The sequence below is a fragment of the Streptomyces sp. TLI_185 genome, assembly GCF_003814765.1.
Taxonomy (GTDB): domain Bacteria; phylum Actinomycetota; class Actinomycetes; order Streptomycetales; family Streptomycetaceae; genus Streptomyces.
In genome coordinates, this window is sequence record NZ_RKRB01000001.1 from 5471709 (window position 1) to 5492316 (window position 20608).

The 20608-nt window shown below is 69.3% G+C and carries 16 protein-coding genes and 2 pseudogenes; 14 read left to right on the forward strand and 4 right to left on the reverse strand.

The features are described 5' to 3' along the window. Positions 1–34: 34 nt before the first annotated feature. The 4 genes and pseudogenes from EDD92_RS25230 to EDD92_RS25245 all read left to right on the forward strand — a co-directional run. Positions 35–307 (forward strand): annotated as a pseudogene (locus tag EDD92_RS25230) (site-specific integrase); the annotation flags it as partial. 397 nt (positions 308–704) lie between these two features. Then, positions 705–1244, forward strand: coding sequence for an ATP-binding cassette domain-containing protein (locus EDD92_RS25235; RefSeq protein ID WP_260326739.1), 540 nt, complete (start codon positions 705–707; stop codon positions 1242–1244). After that, entirely contained in the window at positions 1241–1951 is a 711-nt protein-coding gene (locus EDD92_RS25240; protein WP_123966392.1) for an ABC transporter ATP-binding protein, read from the forward strand. The genes EDD92_RS25235 and EDD92_RS25240 overlap by 4 nt, the downstream gene beginning before the upstream one ends. A gap of 53 nt (positions 1952–2004) precedes the next feature. Further along, positions 2005–2877, forward strand: a complete 873-nt coding sequence (locus EDD92_RS25245; protein WP_123966393.1) for an alpha/beta fold hydrolase — start codon at positions 2005–2007, stop codon at positions 2875–2877. A gap of 518 nt (positions 2878–3395) precedes the next feature. Here the strand turns inward: EDD92_RS25245 and EDD92_RS25250 are convergent. The 3 genes and pseudogenes from EDD92_RS25250 to EDD92_RS25260 all read right to left on the reverse strand — a co-directional run bounded on the left by EDD92_RS25250 (position 3396) and on the right by EDD92_RS25260 (position 5510). Further along, positions 3396–4094, reverse strand: coding sequence for a class I SAM-dependent methyltransferase (locus EDD92_RS25250; RefSeq protein WP_260326740.1), 699 nt, complete (start codon positions 4092–4094; stop codon positions 3396–3398). A 212-nt stretch (positions 4095–4306) separates the two neighbouring features. Further along, positions 4307–4414: pseudogene (locus EDD92_RS51330) on the reverse strand (VapC toxin family PIN domain ribonuclease); the annotation flags it as partial. Between the two features lie 52 nt (positions 4415–4466). Continuing rightward, positions 4467–5510 (reverse strand): LacI family DNA-binding transcriptional regulator, encoded by a 1044-nt coding sequence (locus EDD92_RS25260; protein WP_123966394.1) that lies wholly within the window; start codon positions 5508–5510, stop codon positions 4467–4469. Between the two features lie 602 nt (positions 5511–6112). On the opposite strand from EDD92_RS25260, the gene EDD92_RS25265 reads away from it, so the two are divergent. From EDD92_RS25265 to EDD92_RS25310, 10 genes are all read left to right on the forward strand, one after another. Beyond that, positions 6113–7465 (forward strand): ABC transporter substrate-binding protein, encoded by a 1353-nt coding sequence (locus EDD92_RS25265; RefSeq protein ID WP_123966395.1) that lies wholly within the window; start codon positions 6113–6115, stop codon positions 7463–7465. A 97-nt stretch (positions 7466–7562) separates the two neighbouring features. After that, positions 7563–8546 (forward strand): carbohydrate ABC transporter permease, encoded by a 984-nt coding sequence (locus EDD92_RS25270; protein ID WP_123966396.1) that lies wholly within the window; start codon positions 7563–7565, stop codon positions 8544–8546. After that, the gene (locus EDD92_RS25275; RefSeq protein ID WP_260326741.1) at positions 8543–9445 is read left to right on the forward strand and encodes a carbohydrate ABC transporter permease; all 903 of its coding nucleotides are present in this window, start codon (positions 8543–8545) and stop codon (positions 9443–9445) included. The genes EDD92_RS25270 and EDD92_RS25275 overlap by 4 nt, the downstream gene beginning before the upstream one ends. 57 nt (positions 9446–9502) lie before the next feature. Beyond that, a complete protein-coding gene (locus EDD92_RS25280; protein WP_123966397.1) occupies positions 9503–11023 on the forward strand; it encodes an alpha-N-arabinofuranosidase in 1521 nt (506 codons plus the stop codon). 94 nt (positions 11024–11117) lie between these two features. Beyond that, positions 11118–13163 carry an RICIN domain-containing protein gene (locus tag EDD92_RS25285; RefSeq protein ID WP_123966398.1) on the forward strand — a complete coding sequence of 682 codons (2046 nt, stop codon included), beginning with the start codon at positions 11118–11120 and terminating at the stop codon, positions 13161–13163. A gap of 58 nt (positions 13164–13221) precedes the next feature. After that, the gene (araB, locus tag EDD92_RS25290) at positions 13222–14913 is read left to right on the forward strand and encodes a ribulokinase (protein ID WP_123966399.1); all 1692 of its coding nucleotides are present in this window, start codon (positions 13222–13224) and stop codon (positions 14911–14913) included. Positions 14914–14934: 21 nt separating this feature from the next. Next, a complete protein-coding gene (gene araA / locus EDD92_RS25295) occupies positions 14935–16452 on the forward strand; it encodes an L-arabinose isomerase (protein WP_123966400.1) in 1518 nt (505 codons plus the stop codon). Between the two features lie 14 nt (positions 16453–16466). Next, complete coding sequence (gene araD, locus EDD92_RS25300; protein ID WP_123966401.1) at positions 16467–17201, forward strand: L-ribulose-5-phosphate 4-epimerase AraD; 735 nt, start codon at positions 16467–16469, stop codon at positions 17199–17201. 5 nt (positions 17202–17206) lie between these two features. Continuing rightward, a complete protein-coding gene (locus EDD92_RS25305) occupies positions 17207–17587 on the forward strand; it encodes a VOC family protein (protein WP_123970535.1) in 381 nt (126 codons plus the stop codon). Between the two features lie 888 nt (positions 17588–18475). Continuing rightward, a complete protein-coding gene (locus EDD92_RS25310) occupies positions 18476–20086 on the forward strand; it encodes a peptide-N4-asparagine amidase (RefSeq protein ID WP_399183974.1) in 1611 nt (536 codons plus the stop codon). Between the two features lie 8 nt (positions 20087–20094). Here EDD92_RS25310 and EDD92_RS49965 read toward each other — a convergent pair whose 3' ends face one another. Next, the gene (locus EDD92_RS49965) at positions 20095–20250 is read right to left on the reverse strand and encodes a hypothetical protein (protein ID WP_185124120.1); all 156 of its coding nucleotides are present in this window, start codon (positions 20248–20250) and stop codon (positions 20095–20097) included. Positions 20251–20608 lie beyond the last annotated feature (358 nt).

Here is a 20608-nt window from a genome sequence, read left to right on the forward strand (position 1 = left end):
TCACCTGGCCGGCCAGGGCCGGGCCCGCTCGATGGGCTTCCGGTTCTACGATCTCCGGCACACGGGGCACACCATCGCCACGCGCTCCGGTGCCACGCTCAAGGACACCATGGTCCATGCCGGGCAGTCCTGTGAGAAGGCCGCACTGATCCATCGGCACTCCGACGACGACCGACAGCAGGAAGTTGCAGCCGGTCTGGACGCGGCCGTACGCAAGGCACGCCAGGTAGCTGCGGCCGTGCCAGAAGAGGAGACAGTCGAACCCGACGATCAAGCATCTGGCACGAATCTGGCACGCGACCGCTGAGCACCACGGACAGCAAAAAGGCCCGGGTCTCTGACCTGGGCCTTAGTCGTGGAGCGGGTGACGAGAATCGAACTCGCGCTCTCAGCTTGGCAAGCGACGGCGCTTGGAAGGCCATGTGATCGTTGACCTGCGCTTATGTGGCGTATCGGCCGCCTTGCGAGAACTGGTTCGCACCGCTGTTGACTGTGGTTGTCCGCTCTTACGGGCACGCTGTGGGCACGGCTCTGAAGCGCGGCGGGCCGAGCGCCGGAGTGAACGGGCTCCGCTCTCGGCTCGGCCGGCTCGCATGCCCGGCTCGGGGAGCGCTTCGCGAGTGCAGAGTCATCCGGCGAGGCGGCTCGCCTGCATCTGGTTCATTTTGCCGGCTTCGGACCCGTACCACTGGAGCTCCTGGCCGGTGACGGCGGAACACCCGAGCTGGGTCAGGGTGTTCGGCGAGACCTTCGGCCGCCGCACACCGCCGCCCTCCGCCGTCGCCGATGCCCTCACCACTCTGGGCCTGCAGGATCTCGCCGACGCATCCCCGGCCGAGTTGTCCCAGGGACAGCGCAAACTCGTCGGCGTGGCCCGGGCCCTGGCCGCCCGCCCCCGCATCATCTGCCTCGACGAGCCCGCCGCCGGCCTGGACACCGCAGAGAGCACCGAACTCGGCCGCCGCCTGCGCGCCGTCGCCGACGCCGGTACGGCACTGCTCCTCATCGACCACGACATGGGCCTGGTGATGGGCATCTGCGACCACCTGGTCGTCCTGGAGTTCGGCAAGGTGATCGCGGCGGGATCCCCGAGCCGGGTCCGCGACGACCCCGCCGTCATCACCGCCTACCTCGGGGCGTCCGCCGTCCAGCCCGCCGACGCACCCGTACCGGACGGCGGCACCCCTTCCTCCCTCACCACCGGCCGGCCCCGGGTCCCCAGCAGCGCACCGGAGACATCATGAGCACACCCGTCCTGGAAGTGGCCGGACTCACGGCCGGCTACGACGGAGCCCCCGTCGTCCGCAACCTCGACATCACCGTCGGCGCGGGCGAGGTCGTCGCCCTGCTGGGCGCCAACGGAGCCGGCAAGACCACCACGCTCAAGGCCGTCTCCGGGCTGCTGCGTCCCTCCGCCGGGACCATCGCCTTCACCGGAACACCTCTCGACCAGGTGCCGGCGGCGGCCCGCGCGCGACGGGGCATCGCCCATGTCCCGGAAGGCAGGGGCATCTTCTCCGGACTGACCGTGGCGGAACACCTGCGGCTGGGACACCGGGGAGAACGGCTCGACGAGCAGGCGGCGTACGCCTACTTCCCGGTCCTGACCCGCCTGCGGGACCGCAAGGCCGGACTCCTGTCCGGCGGAGAACAGCAGATGCTCGCTCTGGGACGGGCCCTGGCCCGTCGTCCCAAGCTGCTGCTGCTCGACGAACTCAGTCTCGGCCTCGCCCCGGTGATCGTCGAAGAACTGCTGCCCGTCGTCCGGCGCTTCGCCGACGATTCCGGCTGCGGGGTCCTGCTCGTCGAGCAGCACGTCGGCCTCGCCCTGGAAGCCGCCGACCGAGGCTGCGTCCTCTCTCACGGCGAACTCGCCGTGCAGGCCACAGCCCGGGAACTGAGAGCGGACCGGTCCCGGATCGTGGCCGGCTACCTGGGCGAAAGCGCCTGACCGCCCCACCGGCACGGACCACGCCCCTCCACTCACCCTTTCCCAGGAGAATCATGTTCACTTTCGACAGCGGCAAGGACGGCGTACGCATCCACGTGCACGTGTGGCAGCCCGCCGACCCGCCGCGCGGTGTGGTGCAGATCGCGCACGGCATGGGCGAACACGCCGGCCGCTACGCCGCGCTCGCCCAGGCGCTGACGGCCCAGGGCTTCGCCGTATACGCCAACGACCACCGGGGACACGGGCTCAGCAGGCATGCCGCACCCGGCCATCTCGGCGAGGACGGCTGGAACAGCCTCGTAGGCGATCTGGTGACACTCTCCGGGACCATCCGGGAGCGGCACCCCGGTCTTCCCCTGACGCTGCTCGGTCACAGCCTCGGCTCCTTCGCCGCGCAGCAGTACGCACTGCACCACTCCCACCTCATCGACGCCCTGGCTCTGGCCGGCACCACCGCGGTCGACGCGATGCTCGCCAACCAGGCGGTCGACACCGGGGACCCGCTCGTCGCCCTCAACAAAGGCTTCGAGCCGGCTCGGACGCCGTTCGACTGGCTCAGCCGTGACCCCGAGGCCGTCGACGCCTACCTCGCGGACCCGCTCTGCGGCTCCAGCCTCGACGCCGAGGGAATGCGGCAGGTCGCCGCCGCCTCGGCAGCACTCGCGCAGCCCCGGGGCATCCCAGCACACCTGCCTGTCTACGTCCTGGTCGGAGACCGGGACCCGCTCAACGCCGGGCTCGCGCTGAGTGACCTGCTCGTCGACCGCTACCGACAGGCCGGCCTCACCGACATCACCTACCGCATCTACCCCGAAGCGCGACACGAACTGTTCAACGAGACCAACCGCACCGAAGTCGAGGGCGACCTGCTGGCCTGGCTGGAGCGGATACTCGCGCACATCGAAAACGAGGCGGTGCTGCCGTGAGCATGACTTTGCCAGAGCGCCCACAACGGGCCTCAACCCTGCGCCACAGGCTCCTTGCTCAGCGAGCGCAACGCCGTCGCGACTCGTCGCCTGTGTCGTGGCCGGGATCTGGGCACGCGACCCGCTCACCGGCAAGGCACACTCCATGGTCGTCTTCGAGTACGAGGGGGCCGTGACGGTGGTCTCGCCCTTGTCGCCTCTGCGGCAGCCCTCGGGGCCACGTTGAACTCCGACGACGACACCCCTTCATCACCCCATGCGCCCGCCCCGGCAAGCACCACATTCGCCCCAACCGGCCGGACGCCCACAGCCATTCCTCTGTCTGCCCTCCCTCAACCGCTCCGACCACTGCATCGCCCGTGCAGGAGCACGGTGGCGAAGAGGACCACAAGGGCAAGCATGATGACCGCAAGGGCAAGGGCCTGCACCGAGGCGGCCACGCTGCCGCCGGGGTCGGCGAAACGGTCCGGGCCCCGCGGGGCCACCCGCCGTCCGCACCCGCGCCGCACAACCAGTCCTCAGCCTTTGGTCGCGATGTAGTAGGCGTTGATCGGATCGCCCTCCACGGACTTGATGTCGATGTTCTCGAAACCGGCCTCCTTCAGCATCCGCACTGCCGTCTCCTGCCCCCACGCGGTGCCCAGGCCGGCTCCGCCTGTGCTGAGCGAGGTCGTCATGCAGTAGAAGACGGAGAAGCTGTAGAGCGCAGGCCCGAAGGGATGTCCGACATTCGCCTCCAGCCTGCTGGACGCGGCGATATCACCCATCAGGAACGTGCCTCCCTCACGGAGGGCCCTTGCGATCGCCGCCAGTGTTTCGGCCGGACGCGCCAGGTCGTGGATCACGTCGAAGGCCGTGATGAGGTCGTACTCGCCGGCGATCTCCGTCGAGTCGGCAAGCGTGTAGCGCAGGTTGGCCAGCCCGGCGCGGGCCACCTCGGCGCGCGCAGCCTCGATGCCGGCTTCCGACTGGTCCAGGCCGTGGAACCGGGTGGCGGGGAAGGCCCGGGCCAGCACGAGAGGGGCACGCCCCTGGCCGGTGCCCACGTCGAGGACGTGGATCCCGGCGCGCAACCGTTCCTCGAGTCCGGGCACCAGCGGCACGATCGTGTCCACGAGCGCCAGATCGTAGACCCGGGCGGTCTCCTCGGCCTGCAGGGCCTGCAACCGTGGATAGGCGGAGTACGGCACGCCGCCGCCGTCGCGGAAGCAGCGCACGACCGTGGCCGTTCATCTATGCGGGCCTCATCCCGACGCCGGAGCAAACCCCCGGATCAGGTCGAACCCGTACACCATCTCCCTGGACGCCGTCCCCTTGCACGAACGGGCTCTGAGCTTGGCTCGGTTGGTGGGGATGTCAGGCTCGGGGCGCCTTCGCGCGAGCACACGCCCTCCGGCACAGCTCCTCGGAACAGCAAACGCGGCCCGGCTCATTTCCCGGCGGCTGGGCCGTACCACTGGAGCGCTTGTCCGGTGACCGCGGCGATGCACTCGGAGTCCCGGTCCCGGTGCAGAAGAGTCAGCCCCTGCAGCTCGGCCGCCCGGATGCTCACAGTCCGTGAGTACCGGCCTCCACACCCGCTCGCATGCTCACGATCGGTCAGTAGCCGCCGCCTGTCGCCCGATGGTGCTGGCTCGTGGAATCAGCCGGTGCGGCGCCCGTATCTCCATGCCCGGCACGGGAGTTGAGCTGCCGATCCGCTTCAGCAGCCGTTCCACCGCCGTCTCCGCGATCACCTTCTTGTCCGGGGAGACCGTGGTGACGGACGGATTGGAGTAGCGGCCGTCCTCGATGTCGTCGTAACCGACGACGGCGACGTCCTCGGGGACGCGCAGTCCGCGGGAGGCCAGGGTGTGCAGAGCACCCAGGGCGACCAGGTCGCTGTAGCAGAAGACCGCGTCGGGCGGTTCCTCCAGGTCGAGCAGGTGGGCCATGGCCGCCGCGCCGTCGGCGCGGTTGAAGCGTGGGGTGGAGACGACGAGTTCCTCGCGGACGGGCAGACCGGCCCGCTCGTGGGCCAACCGGTAGCCCCGGGTGCGCAGTTGGGCCGCTTCACCGGTGCGGTAGGGCTGGTCGCCGATCGCGGCGACGTGGCGCCGGCCGAGGCCGAGCAGATGCTCGGTCGCCTCCAGGGAGGCGGCTACGTCGTCGATGCCGACGTGGTCGAAACCGCCGTCGCTCACCCGCTCCCCGAGCACGACGAGCGGCAGGCTCGGGTCGCGTTCGGTCAGGTCGGACTGGGCAAGGCCGAGGGGGCTGAAGATGACGCCGTCGAAGAGCAGGTGCTGGGAGCCGCGGCTGAGGAACAGCTTCTCGTGCTCGGCGTCGCCGTCCGTCTGGTCGATCAGGACGTTGTAGCCCTGGACGCGGGCCGCACGGATGATGCCCTGCAGCAGTTCGGCGAAGTACGGGGTGTCCAGGTACGGCACCACCACCGCGATCTGGCCCGAGCGGCCTGCGGCGAGGTTGCGGGCCAGGACGTTGGGCCGGTAGCCGAGCTTGTCCACGGCCTGCTGAACCCGAAGGCGGGTGGCCTCGGCGACGGGCGCGTAGCCGTTGACCACGTTGGACACGGTCCGGCTGGAGACGCCGGCGAGCTCCGCGACGTCGCGGAGTGTGACGCCCTTTGCCATATGCCACCTTCATCCCGGATGTCGGTTTCAGCGCTGAAATTTTCCTCCAAGAGGTCCCCTGTGCCTCTTGCAGCGCGGCAACTTCTCGGTTAACACTTTTGCAGCGCTGCAGAGCGTAGCAGAAGGGCTTGATCCGGCGGATCAAGTTCCCAGGGACCGTGACCTCGCCGCGCCACGGACCGGATTCCCGAGAGCGATCACGGGGATGAACAGTAGGAGCCGCAGTGGGACCAGCAACCTCTCACGGGCCGGGAGCCGCACCCGTCCCGACAGGCATCACCCCTTTACTCACCGCGGTCTGAGCCGTTGCCCGGCGCGCCCGCCGCGCTGATCACCGAGCCGTCTCTCCCCCCTCACCGACGTCACGCACGCCCACCCTCCCGCGTCGACCGACGTCCGCCCGCCGGCATCCGTAGACGGGCAACCCCCTGAGCGCTTCGCGCCCGAAGCGCCCGCCCTTCACCCGGGCCGGCGTACCCGCACGCCCTCGCCCCGTTCACCGTCTTCACCTTCTTGACGCCGGTCCTCGGTATGCCCGGCGCACCTCCCTGCACCCCCCGTACTCCGTCCTGCCCTCGGGCACCACACCCAGGAGATCGCTCATGTCGTCCAGCAGAAAGCCCCGGCTCCGTTCCCTCCGCCGGACCACGGTCGCGGCGACCTCCGCCGCCCTCGCCGGCGTGCTCCTCGCGGCCTGCGGCGGCGGGGGCGGCAGCGCCGGCGGCGCGCAGAGCGGCCCCGTGCACATCAAGGTGTGGGCCTGGTACCCGCAGTTCAAGCAGGTCGTGGCCCAGTTCAACAAGACCCACAAGGACGTCCAGGTCGACTGGGTGCAGGCCGGCGTCGGCCAGGACGAGTACACCAAGCTGAAGACCGCGCTGAAGGCCGGCCAGGGCGCCCCGGACGTCGTCATGCTGGAGTTCCAGGAGCTGCCGACCATCCAGCTCACCAAGGGCCTGCTCGACATGGGCAAGTACGGGGCGACCGCGGACAAGGACAAGTACGTGTCCTGGGCCTGGAACCAGTCCTCCGACGGCGACCACGTCTACGCCATCCCGGTCGACGGCGGCCCGATGGCGATGATGTACCGGGCCGACCTCTTCAAGAAGTACCACCTCAAGGTGCCGACCACCTGGGCGGAGTACAAGGAGGAGGCGGCCAAGCTGCACAAGGCCGACCCCAGCGCCTACATGACCGACTTCGGCAGCGACGAGACGGCCGCCGGCTGGCGCCAGGGCCTGATGTGGCAGGCCGGTTCCCGCCCCTACACGTACTCGGCGAGCAAGCTGCCGAACATCGGGGTGAAGCTGAACGACGACAACGCCAAGAAGGTGTACGGCTACTGGGGCGACCTGGTCAAGAACAAGCTGGTCGACACCCAGTCGTACGCCACCACGGACTTCTACAACGGCCTGAGCAGCGGCAAGTACGCCACCTACATCGCGGCCGGATGGGGCCCGGGCTACCTCTCCAGCGTCGCCGCGAAGACCTCCGGCAAGTGGCGCGTCGCCCCGCTGCCGCAGTGGACGGCCGGCGACAACGCCCAGGGCGACTGGGGCGGTTCGAGCTTCTCGGTGACCTCGCAGACCAAGCACCCCAAGGAGGCCACCGAGGTCGCCCGGGAGCTGTTCGGCACCTCCCAGGCGGCCTGGAAGATCGGCATCGACCAGGCCTACCTCTTCCCGCTGTCCAACCCGATCCTCAACGGGGCGTACTTCAAGTCCAAGAAGTACGACTTCTTCGGCGGCCAGCAGATCAACTCGGTGTTCGTGCCCGCCGCGAACGGCATCAGCTCCTTCGACTGGAGCCCGTTCCAGGACTACGCCTACAACACCGACACCAGTGAGGTGGGCAAGGCCCTCCAGGGCCAGAACGCCTGGTCGTCCGTCAACGACAACGTCCAGCAGCAGGTGACCTCCTACGCGAGCAAGCAGGGATTCAAGGTCAGCAGGTAACCGGCCCGAGTCCCGACTCCCCACCGCCCCCGCCGGCGCGCCCGCGCCCGACAGCTCCGCCGCCGGCGGGGGCCCGCACCACGCGCAAGGAGAAGTGATGAGCCTGCTCCGACAGCAGGGATCCACCGCGACGGCACCGCCAAGTGCCGTCCCCGCGAGGGGACTTCGCACTCCCGTGGCGGGCCGGCGCCCCGGCGGGCCCTCCGCCCCCACCCGGCACAAGGGCATGAGCCTGCTGCTGGTCAGCCCGTTCCTCCTGCTCTTCCTGGCCTTCCTGGTGGCCCCGCTGTGCTACGCCTTCTGGCTGAGCCTGCGCACCTCCACCCTGGTCGGCGGCGACCACTTCAGCTGGTTCGCCAACTACCAGCAGACCTTCACCGACCCGCAGTTCCTGTCCGGCGTGCGCAGAGTCGTCGTCTTCGGTGTGGTCCAGATCCCGGTGATGCTCGGCTTCGCCCTGCTCGGGGCGCTGATCATCGACGAGGTGACCAGCAGGCTCGCCAAGGTGTTCCGGATGACCCTGTTCATGCCGTACGCCGTACCCGCGGTGATCGGCGCGCTGATGTGGGGCTTCCTGTACAGCCCGACCTTCGGCCCGGTGAACTCGATCAGCCACTCGCTCGGCCTCGGCAAGGTCGACCTGCTGTCGCACGGTCTGATGCTGACCTCGCTCGGCAACATCGTGACCTGGCAGTGGACCGGCTACAACATGATCGTCCTGTACGCCGCCCTGCAAGGGCTGCCCCGCGAGGTCTACGAGGCGGCGAAGCTCGACGGCGCCGGCCAGCTCCAGACGGCCCTGCGCATCAAGGTCCCGATGATCTCATCGGCGCTGGTGCTCACCCTGATGTTCACCCTCATCGGCACCCTGCAGTTCTTCACCGAGCCGCGGGTCCTGGAGAAGACCGCCTCCTCGGTGATCACGCCGGACTACACGCCGAACCTGTACGCCTACAACCTGGCGTTCCAGTACTCGGAGTTCAACTACTCCGCCGCCATCTCCTTCTCCCTCGGAGCGGTGGTCTTCATCGGCTCCTACATCTTCCTGTTCGCCACGCGCAAGAGGAGCGGACTGAAGTGACCACCGTCGCCGCAACCGCCGTCACCGCCGCCCCGGCCACCGGCCGTCGCCCGTCCGCCGCGCGCGGACGCGTCACCGTCAACGTGGTGATGGTGGCGATGATCCTGTACTTCCTGCTGCCGTTCTGGTGGCTGGTCGTCGCCGCCACCAAGGGCAACGATGCGCTGTTCTCCACCGCCGCCCTCTGGTTCCACTCGCCGGGCTCCTTCTTCACCAACCTCCAGCAGCTGTTCACGTACAACGACGGCGAGTACCTGCGCTGGATGGGCAACACCGCGATCTACGCCGGTGTCAGCGGCGTCGGGGCCACCGCCGTGGCGACTCTCGCGGGCTACGCCTTCGCCAAGTACCGCTTCCCCGGCCGGAACCTGCTCTTCTCCAGCCTCCTCGGCGCCATCATGGTGCCCGCCACCGCGCTGGCCATCCCCACCTATCTGCTGCTGAGCAAGGTGGCCCTGACCAACACCATGTGGGCGGTCATCCTGCCCCAGCTGCTCAACCCCTTCGGCGTCTACCTCGTACGGGTCTACGTCCAGGAGTCCCTGCCGGACGAGCTGCTGGAGGCGGCCCGCATGGACGGGGCCGGTGAGCTGCGCGTGCTGTGGTCGGTGGCGCTGCCGACCCTGAAGCCGGCGCTCGTCACCGTGCTGCTGTTCTCCATGGTCGGCACCTGGAACAACTTCTTCCTGCCGCTGGTCATGCTCAACAACGACAGGCTGTTCCCGCTCACCGTCGGCCTGCAGTCCTGGTACGAGGGGGCGATGATCCAGTCCGGCGCAAACGCGCTGTTCACCCTGGTCATCGCGGGTTCCCTGGTGGCGATCCTGCCGCTGATCGTCACCTTCCTGCTCCTCCAGCGGTACTGGCGCGGCGGGTTGACCGTCGGAAGCCTCAAGTGACCTGACGGGCCCGCCCGTTCTTCCTCTTCTTCTTGCGCACCTCCCGGAGCGACCTTCATGCTGCACGCCTCCCTGACCGTCGACCCCGCCTTCCGCGTCGCCGACGTGAGTCCCCGTACCTTCGGCTCGTTCGTCGAGCACATGGGCCGCTGCGTCTACACCGGCATCTACGAGCCCGGCCATCCGCTCGCCGACGAGGACGGCCTGCGCCGCGACGTCCTGGACCTGGTGCGCGAGCTGGGCGTGACCGCCGTGCGCTATCCCGGCGGCAACTTCGTCTCCGGCTTCCGCTGGGAGGACAGCGTCGGCCCGGTCGCCGACCGCCCCACCCGCCTCGACCTCGCCTGGCACAGCACCGAGACCAACGCGTTTGGCCTGCACGAGTTCCACCGCTGGGCCCAGAAGGCCGGCGTCGAGCCGATCATGGCCCTCAACCTCGGCACCCGGGGCGTCGCCGAGGCCCTGGACCTGTTGGAGTACTGCAACCACCCGGGCGGCACCGCCTGGTCCGACCAGCGCATCAAGAACGGCGCCCCCGACCCCTTCGGCATCCGCATGTGGTGCCTGGGCAACGAGATGGACGGCCCCTGGCAGACCGGCCACAAGACCGCCCAGGAGTACGGCCGCATCGCCGCCGAGGCCGCCCGGGCCATGCGCATGATCGACCCGAAGCTGGAACTGGTCGCCTGCGGCAGCTCCAGCTCCTCCATGCCGACCTTCGGCGCCTGGGAGGCCACCGTCCTGGAGGAGGCGTACGACCAGGTCGACTACATCTCCTGCCACGCCTACTACGAAGAGCTCGACGGCGACCTCGGCAGCTTCCTGGCCTCCGGAGTCGACATGGACCACTTCGTCGACTCGGTGGTCGCCACCGCCGACCACATCCGGGCCAAGCTGCGCCGCAAGAAGCGGATCAACCTCTCCTTCGACGAGTGGAACGTCTGGTACAACACCCGTTTCGAGGCGCAGGAGAAGCCCACCGAGTGGGCCGTCGCCCCACGCGTGATCGAGGACGAGTACAACGTCGCGGACGCGGTCGTCGTCGGCGGACTGCTGATCAGCCTGCTGCGGCACAGCGACCGGGTCACCGCCGCCTGCCTCGCCCAGCTCGTCAATGTGATCGCCCCGATCCGCAGCGAGGCGGGCGGCCCGAGCTGGCGGCAGACCACCTTCCACCCCTTCGCCCAGGCGGCCCGCCATGCGCGCGGCACGGTCCTGCGGGTGGAGCCGCTGGCGCCGACGTATGAGACGGAACGTTTCGGCGAGGTCTCCGTCGTCGATGCCGTGGCCACGCACCTCGCGGAGGCGGACGGCGCCGACGAGCTCACCGTCTTCGCCGTCAACCGGCACCAGAGCGAGAACGTCGAACTCGCCCTCGACCTGCGGGCGTTCCCCGGTTACATACCGGTCGAGCACTCGGTGCTGAGCGACCCCGACATCCGCGCCGCCAACACCCAGGACGACCCCGACCGGGTACGCCCGTACGCCGCCGACACCGGTCCCGTCGCCGACGGCCGCCTGACCGCGAGCCTGCCGCCGGTCTCCTGGAACGTCATCCGGCTGCGCCGCGCTGCCTGACCCACCCCCTCGGACACCCGCCGCTCCTCGTTCTCCCGGAGAGCGGCGGGGCCAGCACCATCCCCTCTTCCCGGACATTCCTTGGGAGCCGCCCATGTCCACCACCAGGGAAGGCGCCAGACTCCGCGCCCTGCCCCGCACCCAGGCGATCACCCTGCTGCTGGCCCTGCTCGCAGCCGCCGTCGCCCTCGTCCTGCCCGCCGCCGGCCCGGCGCACGCGATCTCGCGCGCCTCGCAGACGATGTACACCCCGCCGTCGAACGCCCCGTCGCCCGGCTCGCTCTACCCGCGCGCCATCCGCCTGCAGAACAGTGGATCGTCCAACGGCACCCTGCTCGCCACGTTCGAGCAGTACAGCTCGGGCACCCCCGTCTTCCCGATCTATCGCAGCACGGACAACGGCAACAGCTGGAGCCAGATCTCCAGCATCAGCGACACCCACAACGGCTTCGGCAACCGCTACCAGCCGTTCCTGTACGAACTGCCCACGCAGATCGGCACCTTCCCGGCCGGCACGATCCTCGCCGCCGGCAACTCCATCCCGAACGATCTCTCCTCGACCGAGCTGGACCTGTACGCGAGCACCGACCACGGCGTCAGCTGGTCGTACGTCAGCTCCATCGCCCAGGGCGGCAGGGCCGACGTCACCAACGGCCAGACCCCGGTATGGGAGCCGTTCCTGATGGTGTCCGGCTCCAAGCTGATCGTGTACTACTCCGACCAGCGTGACCCCAACCACGCCCAGAAGATCGTCCACCAGACCACCACCGACGGCATCACCTGGTCCTCCACCGTGGACGACGTGGCCATGCCGACCTACACCAACCGCCCCGGCATGCCGGTCGTCACGCAATTGCCCAACGGCAACTACGTGATGACGTACGAGTACGGGGGCGCATCCGAAGCCAACTTCGCGGTCTACTACAAGATCTCCTCCGACCCCGAGGCGTTCGGCTCCGTCACCGGCACCGTCCTGAGGTCCACCGACGGGTACGTGCCCACCAGTGCGCCGTACATCATCTGGCTTCCCACCGGCGGTCCCAACGGCACCCTGGCGGTCAGCGCCCAGAGCACCACCGACCTCTTCCTGAACACGCAGAACGGCGCGGCGGGCGCCTGGATGCGCATCGCCTCCACCGTCCCCCGCGGCTACAGCCGCGGCATGGTACCCCTCGCCGACGGCCACAGCCTGGAAATCTTCAGCGCGGGCGTGGTCAGCAACACCGTTGAGAACCCGGTCACCTACGGCACGATCGACCTGGGCGGCGGCATCTCCGACGGCGCCACCTACACCATGTCCAACGCCAACAGCCACCTGATGCTGACCATCGTGGGCGGCACCACCACCAACGGCACCTTCGCCACCCAGCAGAACGCCGACAACGCCACCGACCAGCAGTGGAAGTTCGTCCAGCAGCCGTCGGGCTACTTCAAGATCTTCAACGTGGCCAGCGGCAAGCTCCTGGGCGTGCAGAACGCCTCCACCGCCAACGGCGCCAAGGTCCTGCAGTGGGACGACAACGGCACCCTCGACCACGAGTGGGCCGTCGCCCCGAACCCGGCGGGCGGCTTCACCGCAACCAACCGCAACAGTGGCAAGTACCTGGAGATCCCCAGCGCCTCCACCACCGTCGGCACCGCCGCCGGGCAGTGGTCCGACACCGGCTGCGCCTGCCAGCGCTGGAACCTCACCCAGACGGCCCTGCCCACCCTGTCCACCGGCCAGTACCGGCTGGTCAACAAGAACAGCGGCAAGTTCCTGGAGATCCCCGGCGCCTCCACCACGGTGGGCAAGCAGGCAGGCCAGTGGGTGAACACCGCCAACAACTGCCAGCTGTGGACGTTCCAGTCGGCCAGCGGCGGGGCGTGGACCGTGAAGAACGTCACCAGCGGTCTGTTCCTCGACAACAACGGCTCGACTTCGTCGGGGGCGGCCGTCGTCCAGAACTCGTCGTCGGGCGCGAGCTCCCAGAAGTGGACGCTCACGGACGCGGGAGGCGGCTACTTCAAGCTCGTCAACTCCGCGAGCGGCCTGGTCGCGGACGTCGCCTCGGCCTCCACGGCCAACGGCGCACTGATCGTCCAGTCGGCGGACAACGGCGCCGATGACGAACTGTGGCAGGTCGTACGGGTCAACTGACCCGCCAGGGGGCTCGGTCACGGCCGGGCCCCCACCCTTCTGTCCAGTATCCCGAACCATGACTGTCATACCGAACGAGAGGTGGGTGGCCCCCGTGTCTGAAGAACCCTGTGTCGTGGGCGTCGACTTCGGCACCCTGTCCGGCCGTGCCGTGGTGGTGCGGGTCGGCGACGGCGCGGAACTGGCGTCGGCGGAGCACGTCTACGCCCACGCCGTCCTCGACCGGAGCCTGCCCGACGGCACCCGGCTGCCCCCCGACTGGGCCCTGCAGGTGCCATCGGACTACGTCGACGTGCTCCGCAACGCCGTACCAGAGGCCCTCGCCCGCGCCGGAGTACGGCCGGAGCAAGTCATCGGCATCGGCACCGACTTCACCGCCTGCACGGTCCTGCCGGTCCTCGCCGACGGCACGCCGCTGTGCGAACTCCCCGGCCTGGAGAACCGCCCGCACGCCTACGTCAAGCTGTGGCGCCACCACGCAGCCCAGGGCCAGGCCGACCGGATCAACGCGCTGGCCGCCGAGATGAAGGAGCCGTGGCTTGAGCGGTACGGCGGGAAGGTCTCCTCGGAGTGGGAGTTCGCCAAGGCGCTCCAGGTCCTGGAGGAGGACCCCGAGATCTACCGGCGCACCGAGCGGTGGCTGGAGGCGGCCGACTGGATCGTGTGGCGGCTGTGCGGCACGTACGTCCGCAACGCCTGCACAGCCGGTTACAAGGGCCAGTACCAGGACGGCACTTACCCCTCCCGGGACTATCTCGCCGCCCTGAACACGGACTTCGCCGACTTCGTGACCGACAAGCTGGACCATCCCATCGGTCAACTCGGCGATCCTGCCGGGGTGTTGACCGCCGAGGCGGCCGCCTGGACCGGGCTGCCGGTGGGCATCACCGTCTGCGTCGGCAACGTCGACGCCCATGTCACCGCCCCGGCGGCGGTCGCCGTGGAACCCGGCCAGATGGTCGCCATCATGGGCACCTCCACCTGCCATGTGATGAGCTCCGACCAGCAGGGTGCCGTGCCCGGCATGTGCGGGGTCGTGGACGGCGGCATCCTCCCCGGGCTCTGTGGCTACGAGGCCGGGCAGAGCGGCGTCGGCGACATCTTCGGCTGGTTCGTACGCACGGGCCTGCCCGCCGAGTACGCGGAGCGCGCCGCCGCGGCCGGCCAGACCCCGCACGAGTACCTGACCGCCCTCGCGGCCGGACAGAAGGTCGGCGAACACGGCCTCCTCGCCCTCGACTGGCACAGCGGCAACCGCTCGGTCCTGGTCGACCACGACCTCAGCGGCCTGCTCATCGGCCAGACGCTCTCCACCCGCCCCGAGGACATCTACCGCGCCCTGCTGGAGGCCACCGCCTTCGGCACCCGCACCATCATCGACGCCTTCGAGTCCGCCGCCGTACCGGTGACGGAACTGATCATCGCGGGTGGCCTGACGAAGAACGCCCTCCTCATGCAGATCTACGCCGACGTCACCCGCCGCCCCCTGAGCATCATCGGCTCCACCCAGGGCCCGGCCCTCGGCGCCGCGATGCACGCCGCCGTCGCCGCCGGCGCCTACCCCGACATCCGCGCCGCCGCCCACGCCATGGGCAAGGTGCACCGCCGGGTCTACCTGCCGGACCCGCAGCGCGCGGCGGCCTACGAGCGCCTCTACTCCGAGTACCGCCTGCTGCACGACTACTTCGGCCGCGGCACCAACGACGTCATGCACCGCCTGCGCCGCATCCGCGCCGAAGCCTCCGCCTGACCCACTGTGAAGGGAACCCTCATGACCACTTCCGAAAGGCCCTACGACAGCCAGGAGATCTGGTTCCTCACCGGAAGCCAGGGCCTGTACGGCGACGACGTGCTGCGCCAGGTCGCCGACCAGTCCCGCAGCATCTCCGAGACCCTCGGCCGCCCCGGGAAGGTCCCGGTCAGGATCGTGTGGAAGCCGGTCCTCACCGACGCCGAGTCGATCCGCCGGATGTGCCAGGAGGCGAGCGCCTCCGACACCTGCGTCGGCGTGATCGTGTGGATGCACACCTTCTCCCCGGCGAAGATGTGGATCGCCGGACTCAGCGCCCTGGACCGGCCGTTGCTGCACCTGCACACCCAGTACAACCTGTCGCTGCCCTGGCCGAGCATCGACATGGACTTCATGAACCTCAACCAGGCCGCTCACGGCGACCGGGAGTTCGGGCACATCGAGTCCCGCGTCGGCGTCGACCGCAAGATCGTCGCCGGTCACGCGACCGACCCGAGGGTGATCCGGCGCATCGCCGCCTGGGCCCGGGCCGCCGCCGGCCGCCATACCTCGCGCACGCTGCGGCTCGCCCGCTTCGGCGACAACATGCGCGACGTCGCGGTCACCGAGGGCGACAAGGTGGAGGCCCAGCTGCGGTTCGGCTTCTCCGTCAACACCTATGCCGTCAACGACCTGGTCGCCGTGGTCGACGACGTCGAGGACAAGGCGGCCGCCGAACTCGCCGACGAGTACGTCGAGTCGTACGACGTCGTCCCGGCCCTGCGCCCCGGCGGCATCCGCCACGACTCGCTGCTGTACGCCGCCCGTCTCGAACTCGGCCTGCGCGCCTTCCTCACCGAGGGCGGCTTCACCGCCTTCACCACCAACTTCGAGGACCTCGGCGGCCTGCGCCAGCTCCCCGGCATCGCCGTCCAGCGCCTGATGGCCGACGGCTACGGCTTCGGCGGCGAGGGCGACTGGAAGACCTCCGCGCTGCTGCGCACGATGAAAGTCATGGGCGCGGGAGTGCCCGGCGGCACCACCTTCATGGAGGACTACACCTACCACCTCGGCCCCGGCACCCCGCGCGTCCTGGGCGCCCACATGCTGGAGGTCTGCCCCTCGGTGGCCGCCGACCGCCCCCGCTGCGAGATCCACCCCCTGTCCATCGGCGGCCGCGAGGACCCGGTCCGCCTGGTCTTCAACGCCTCCGAGGGGCCCGCCGTGGTCGTCGGCCTCTCCGACCTCGGCGACCGCTTCCGCCTCACGGCCAACGCCGTCGACGTCGTCGCCCCGAGCGAACCCCTGCGCCGCCTGCCGGTCGCCCGCGCCGTATGGAAGCCACGTCCGTCCCTGGCGGAATCGGCGGAGAGCTGGCTGCTCGCCGGCGCCCCGCACCACACCGTGCTCAGCTCGGCGGTCGACGTCGAGACCCTGACCGACTACGCCGCCATGACCGGCGTCGAACTGCTCACGATCGACGAGAACACCACCACCGAGCAGTTCGGCAAGGAAATCCGCTGGAACGCCGCCTACCACCGCCTCGCCCAGGCCCTGTGACGAAGGAGACCACGATGACCGCAGTTGTCCGGGAGGGCCTGCGCCAAGAGGTACTGGGGGCGAACCTTGCCATCCCTCAGGTCGGCCTGGCGACCCTGACCTGGGGAAACGTCAGCGGGGTCGACCGCGAGGCGGGCGTGTTCGTCATCAAGCCTTCCGGGGTTCCCTACGAGGCCCTGACCATCGACGACCTGGTGACGGTCCGCCTGTCCGACGGCGCGGTGGTCAAGGGCGACCTGCGCCCCTCCACCGACACCGAGACCCACCGCTGCCTGTACCTGGCGTTCCCGTCCGTCGGCGGCGTGACCCACACCCACTCCACCCACGCCGTCGCCTTCGCCCAGGCCCGCCGCGACATCCCCGTCCTCGGCACCACCCACGCCGACACCTTCAACGGCCCCGTGCCGGTCACCCGCGACCTCACCGAGGAGGAGTGCGCGAAGGACTACGAGTACAACACCGGTCACGTCATCGTGGACCTCCTCGACGGCGACGACCAGCGGGCCGTCGAGGTCCCCGCCGCCCTCGTCGCGGGCCACGGCCCCTTCACCTGGGGGGCCACCGCCCGCAAGTCCCTGGAACACGCGATCATCTGCGAGGCCGTCGCCGACATCGCCCTCCACACCATGTCCCTCTCACCGACGACTCCGCCACCCCGTCACCTCCTGGAGCGCCACTACACCCGCAAGCACGGCCCCGACGCCTACTACGGCAATCCGACGACCCCGGCGGCCCCGACGCCCCGGTGACGGCGATGCACAGAAGCCGCGTATACGCCGTCCTGATCGACACACCCGAAGCCGACGCCGCCCGGGCAGCGGACTTCTGGTCGGCAGCGCTCGGTGTGACTGCCCAACCGTTTCCACCGGCACCGCAGTTCACCACGCTCCACCAGGCCCTGCCAGGGCTGATCACCGCAGTCCAGGCGGTTGACGACGCACCCCGTATCCACCTCGACATCGAGACCGACAACGTCGAATCGGAAACCGCGCGCCTGATCGCCCTGGGCGCCGAGCAGATTTCACAGTGGCAGGAGTGCTGCGTGCTACGAGTGCCTGGCGGTCATCTGCTGTGCGTACTACCTGTGGAGAGCGACCCCGACACGTTCCGGGCACAGGCCCACGTCTGGCCATGACGAATAGACGAATAGACGAATCTTCGAGCGGTCTCGGGCGGCCGGCCCGTTACCCCCGGGTTGGCCGAGATCGTCGAGGGGATCGTGGTTCAGGGGGGCGGGGACGAGGGGCGGCTCTCCCCAGTCGGCCGCAAGGGCCTGCTTGAGAGCGTCGACAGCCGGCCCGGCCACTGAGGTGGCCTTGCCCGAGCTGCGGCATGCGCCCTGCCCCGGAGACCTTCGCCACCACAGCAGACGCTGACGACTGGCTCGGACAACAGAGGACCCAGGTCGCTGACCTGGGCCTTGATCACGGAGCGGGTGACGAGAATCGAACTCGCGCTCTCAGCTTGGGAAGCGACGGCGCTTGAGGGGCGGCATGGTGGCTGACCTGCGGGTATGCCGTCCTCTCGGCCGATGGCGCGGGTCCGGTCACACCACTGTTGACCGTAGTCGCCCGCTCTTACGGGCACGGATTGGGCACGGATTGGGCACGGCCTCGGTGTCGCGTCGCTCGGCGGCATCGTCGGGGCCGTAGAGCGGTGTCGTGAGTGCCGCTTCGGTGTGGTGCGGTGCGTCCGGACGGCCATCGGCTGTTTGGCGCAGGTTCGGGAACAGGACGAGATGATCAGGTCGAAGATCCGTGCTGGAGGTACGGCGGGCCTTCCATGACCGCGACAGCCACACGCTCCTCCTCGGACAGCGGGCACGCGCCGGCATCCGCGTTGACGCGCGGCTCGGCATCAGCGGTTTTCGGGTTCTCGTAGTCGTGTGACCCTCGGGAGCCGGGCTTCCCCGGTGACTGAGTTACGGGTGTGTGGCTGCTCGGTCGGTGAACGGACAGGAATTGGTCAACACCTTTCCATCTCCTCTTGGCCGGGGCTGACACATGCCTGTTCACTGCGCCGTATGCGACACAGGAAACCCATGAGATCCCTGATCCGTCCGAGACGGACGGCCACCGTGCTGACCGGCGCGCTTGCCGCACTCGGCCTGTCCCTGGGAACAGCCGCCGCGGACACGGTACCGGCGGAGTTCGGGACCGACTACCACGACCCGGTGACCGCCGCCCCGGCCATCTCGACGCCGCACACCAAGTCGTGTTCGGTCACGATCGCCCAGGCGCAGTTCAAGGACTTCACCCCCTACACCGGCACCTACACGCCGCCCACCGGCTGCGGCACCCCCGGCCGCTGGTCCAAGGTCGTCCTGCGGATGGACGGGAGCGTGAAGGGACGGCAATACGACCGGCTCGGTTATCTGGACATCGGAGGCGTACAGGTCTTCCGTACATCGACGCCTGAGCCCTCGCAGGACGGGATCAACTGGTCCGTCGAGAAGGACGTGACCGAGTACGAGAAGACGCTGAGCAGCGCACAGTCGGTCGACATGCTCATAGGCAACGTTGTCAACGACACCTACACCGGCGTGCTCGACGTCAAGGTGACCCTCACCTTCTACGCCCCCGGGCCCGGCCGCACACCCTCCGCCCCCGACCGGGTCATCCCCCTCAGCGACGGCGACAGCGTGACGACCGGCGCCTCGCTGACCACTCCACGCAACTCCACGCGGATTCTCGCCGAGGTGTACGCCACCGGTTCGGGCGGCGGCTGTGAGGAGTTCTGGTACTCGGTGGTCACGCCGTCCGCGTCGTACTCCTGCCAGGGCGGGGACGACGGCCCGTACCGCGAGGTGCAGGTGAGCATCGACGGGAAGGTCGCCGGAATCGCCTCGCCGTATCCGAACGTGTGGACCGGGGGCTGGTCGCCCTATCTGTGGTCGGTGATCCCCGCCCCACACGCCTTCGACGTACGGCCGCTGGAGTTCGACCTGACTCCGTTCGCCGGCCTGCTCAACGACGGCAGAGCGCACAAGGTCGACGTGTCGGTGGTCGGGGTGCCGAGCGGCCAGACGGGGTGGAGCGCGCCGACGAACATCCTGGTGTGGCAGGACGCACACAAGTCGGTGGTGACGGGCGCCGTGACGTCGTACAGGAAGGCGGATCCGGCGGTGAGCAACACCTACACCGACGGTTCGCTGCGCCACCTGGTGACCGCCGGCAAGGACCGGTTGAATGTCACCGGCTACCTGGACACCTCCCACGGCCGGGTCACGACGACGGTGGAGCGGACAGTCACGAGCGCGATCGACCACCAGTGGACGCCGGACGAGAACACCGACGACCAGACCGGCACGTGGACCGACGACCAGACCGTGACCACCAACGGGCACGTCTCCCGCACCGGCCGCACCTACACGCTCGACGGCCGCGCCACCATCGACAGCGCCAACCGCCTGCGCGTGATCATGTCCGTCGCCGACCGGGCGCACCTCGGCGCCACCCGCATCGACGACACCTACCAGGGAGACGCCACCTTCACCCTCGGCGTCGCCCGCGAGGACCGGCACGCGGTGGCCACGACCAGCGAGCGCTACCGGCTCCGGGCTCCCGGCGCGTGCTACGACCACACGCTCGCGACGGAGCAAGGGGTGCTGACGAAGGACGTGCGCGGCTGCTGACCCCGGACTCAGCCCTTGGCGCGCAGTCGCTCCACCGCTGCCGCGAAGCTCCGCACCACGGCATCGCGGCGGAGCCTTGTCGCCGAGATCGGACGGCCGTCCCCCTCCGAGGGGACGGCCGACGAGACGGTGAGCCGGCCGATGGACTCATGGCGGGAGACCATCGTGTTCGCCTGGTCACCGCCCGTTGCCGGACGTGCCGCAACTCGTCATCAACTCCTCATCGTCGACGAGCAGTTCGGCCAAGCCAGTGCTTGCCGTTCCTCCGGCCCAGTGGGAGACGCCGGCCATGGCGAGGGTGAGGGGGTGCTTGCACGGACGCCCCGGCCCACCGGCCGACCGACCAACTCCGGCTCACCGCAGAAATTGCGGTCCCCGCCCATCGGCCTGGACAACAAAGAACCCCCGGGTCTCTGACCTGGGGGTTCATCATGGAGCGGGTGACGAGAATCGAACTCGCGCTCTCAGCTTGGGAAGCGACGGCGCTTGGGTGGTCTCTATGGCTCTGACCTGCGCAGATGT

Bases quoted from the DNA above. Each gene is read 5' to 3' on its own strand.
- EDD92_RS25240 (WP_123966392.1), top strand. From the start codon at position 1,241: ATGAGCACACCCGTCCTGGAAGTGGCCGGACTCACGGCCGGCTACGAC.
- EDD92_RS25245 (WP_123966393.1), top strand. From the start codon at position 2,005: ATGTTCACTTTCGACAGCGGCAAGGACGGCGTACGCATCCACGTGCAC.
- EDD92_RS25260 (WP_123966394.1), bottom strand. From the start codon at position 5,510: ATGGCAAAGGGCGTCACACTCCGCGACGTCGCGGAGCTCGCCGGCGTC.
- EDD92_RS25265 (WP_123966395.1), top strand. From the start codon at position 6,113: ATGTCGTCCAGCAGAAAGCCCCGGCTCCGTTCCCTCCGCCGGACCACG.
- EDD92_RS25270 (WP_123966396.1), top strand. From the start codon at position 7,563: ATGAGCCTGCTCCGACAGCAGGGATCCACCGCGACGGCACCGCCAAGT.
- EDD92_RS25280 (WP_123966397.1), top strand. From the start codon at position 9,503: ATGCTGCACGCCTCCCTGACCGTCGACCCCGCCTTCCGCGTCGCCGAC.
- EDD92_RS25285 (WP_123966398.1), top strand. From the start codon at position 11,118: ATGTCCACCACCAGGGAAGGCGCCAGACTCCGCGCCCTGCCCCGCACC.
- araB (WP_123966399.1), top strand. From the start codon at position 13,222: ATGACTGTCATACCGAACGAGAGGTGGGTGGCCCCCGTGTCTGAAGAA.
- araA (WP_123966400.1), top strand. From the start codon at position 14,935: ATGACCACTTCCGAAAGGCCCTACGACAGCCAGGAGATCTGGTTCCTC.
- araD (WP_123966401.1), top strand. From the start codon at position 16,467: ATGACCGCAGTTGTCCGGGAGGGCCTGCGCCAAGAGGTACTGGGGGCG.
- EDD92_RS25305 (WP_123970535.1), top strand. From the start codon at position 17,207: ATGCACAGAAGCCGCGTATACGCCGTCCTGATCGACACACCCGAAGCC.
- EDD92_RS25310 (WP_399183974.1), top strand. From the start codon at position 18,476: ATGCGACACAGGAAACCCATGAGATCCCTGATCCGTCCGAGACGGACG.
- EDD92_RS49965 (WP_185124120.1), bottom strand. From the start codon at position 20,250: ATGGTCTCCCGCCATGAGTCCATCGGCCGGCTCACCGTCTCGTCGGCC.